Source organism: Vibrio chemaguriensis, from assembly GCF_012275705.1.
GTDB lineage: Bacteria > Pseudomonadota > Gammaproteobacteria > Enterobacterales > Vibrionaceae > Vibrio > Vibrio diabolicus.
In genome coordinates this window covers 1-225 of record NZ_SHOE01000066.1, presented here as the reverse complement: position 1 = coordinate 225, position 225 = coordinate 1, and the positions used below count along the sequence as shown (strand labels likewise).

1 tRNA gene is annotated in these 225 nt (G+C 53.3%); it reads left to right on the top strand.

The features are described 5' to 3' along the window. Window positions 1-56 precede the first annotated feature (56 nt). Window positions 57-133 (top strand) — tRNA-Met (locus EX191_RS22805). Window positions 134-225 lie beyond the last annotated feature (92 nt).

The following is a 225-nucleotide window of genomic DNA, read 5'->3' as shown; positions in this document are numbered from 1 at the left end:
CGTGTGTCGCTCCAGTTTCATAGTTCTCACGGTACTTAACGGTGACACAATACGGACGCGGGGTGGAGCAGCTTGGTAGCTCGTCGGGCTCATAACCCGAAGGTCGTCGGTTCAAATCCGGCCCCCGCAACCAAATTCCATTAATAGCGACTGCTGTTAATATGCGACACTAGCTCAGTTGGTAGAGCGCAACCTTGCCAAGGTTGAGGTCACGAGTTCGAACCT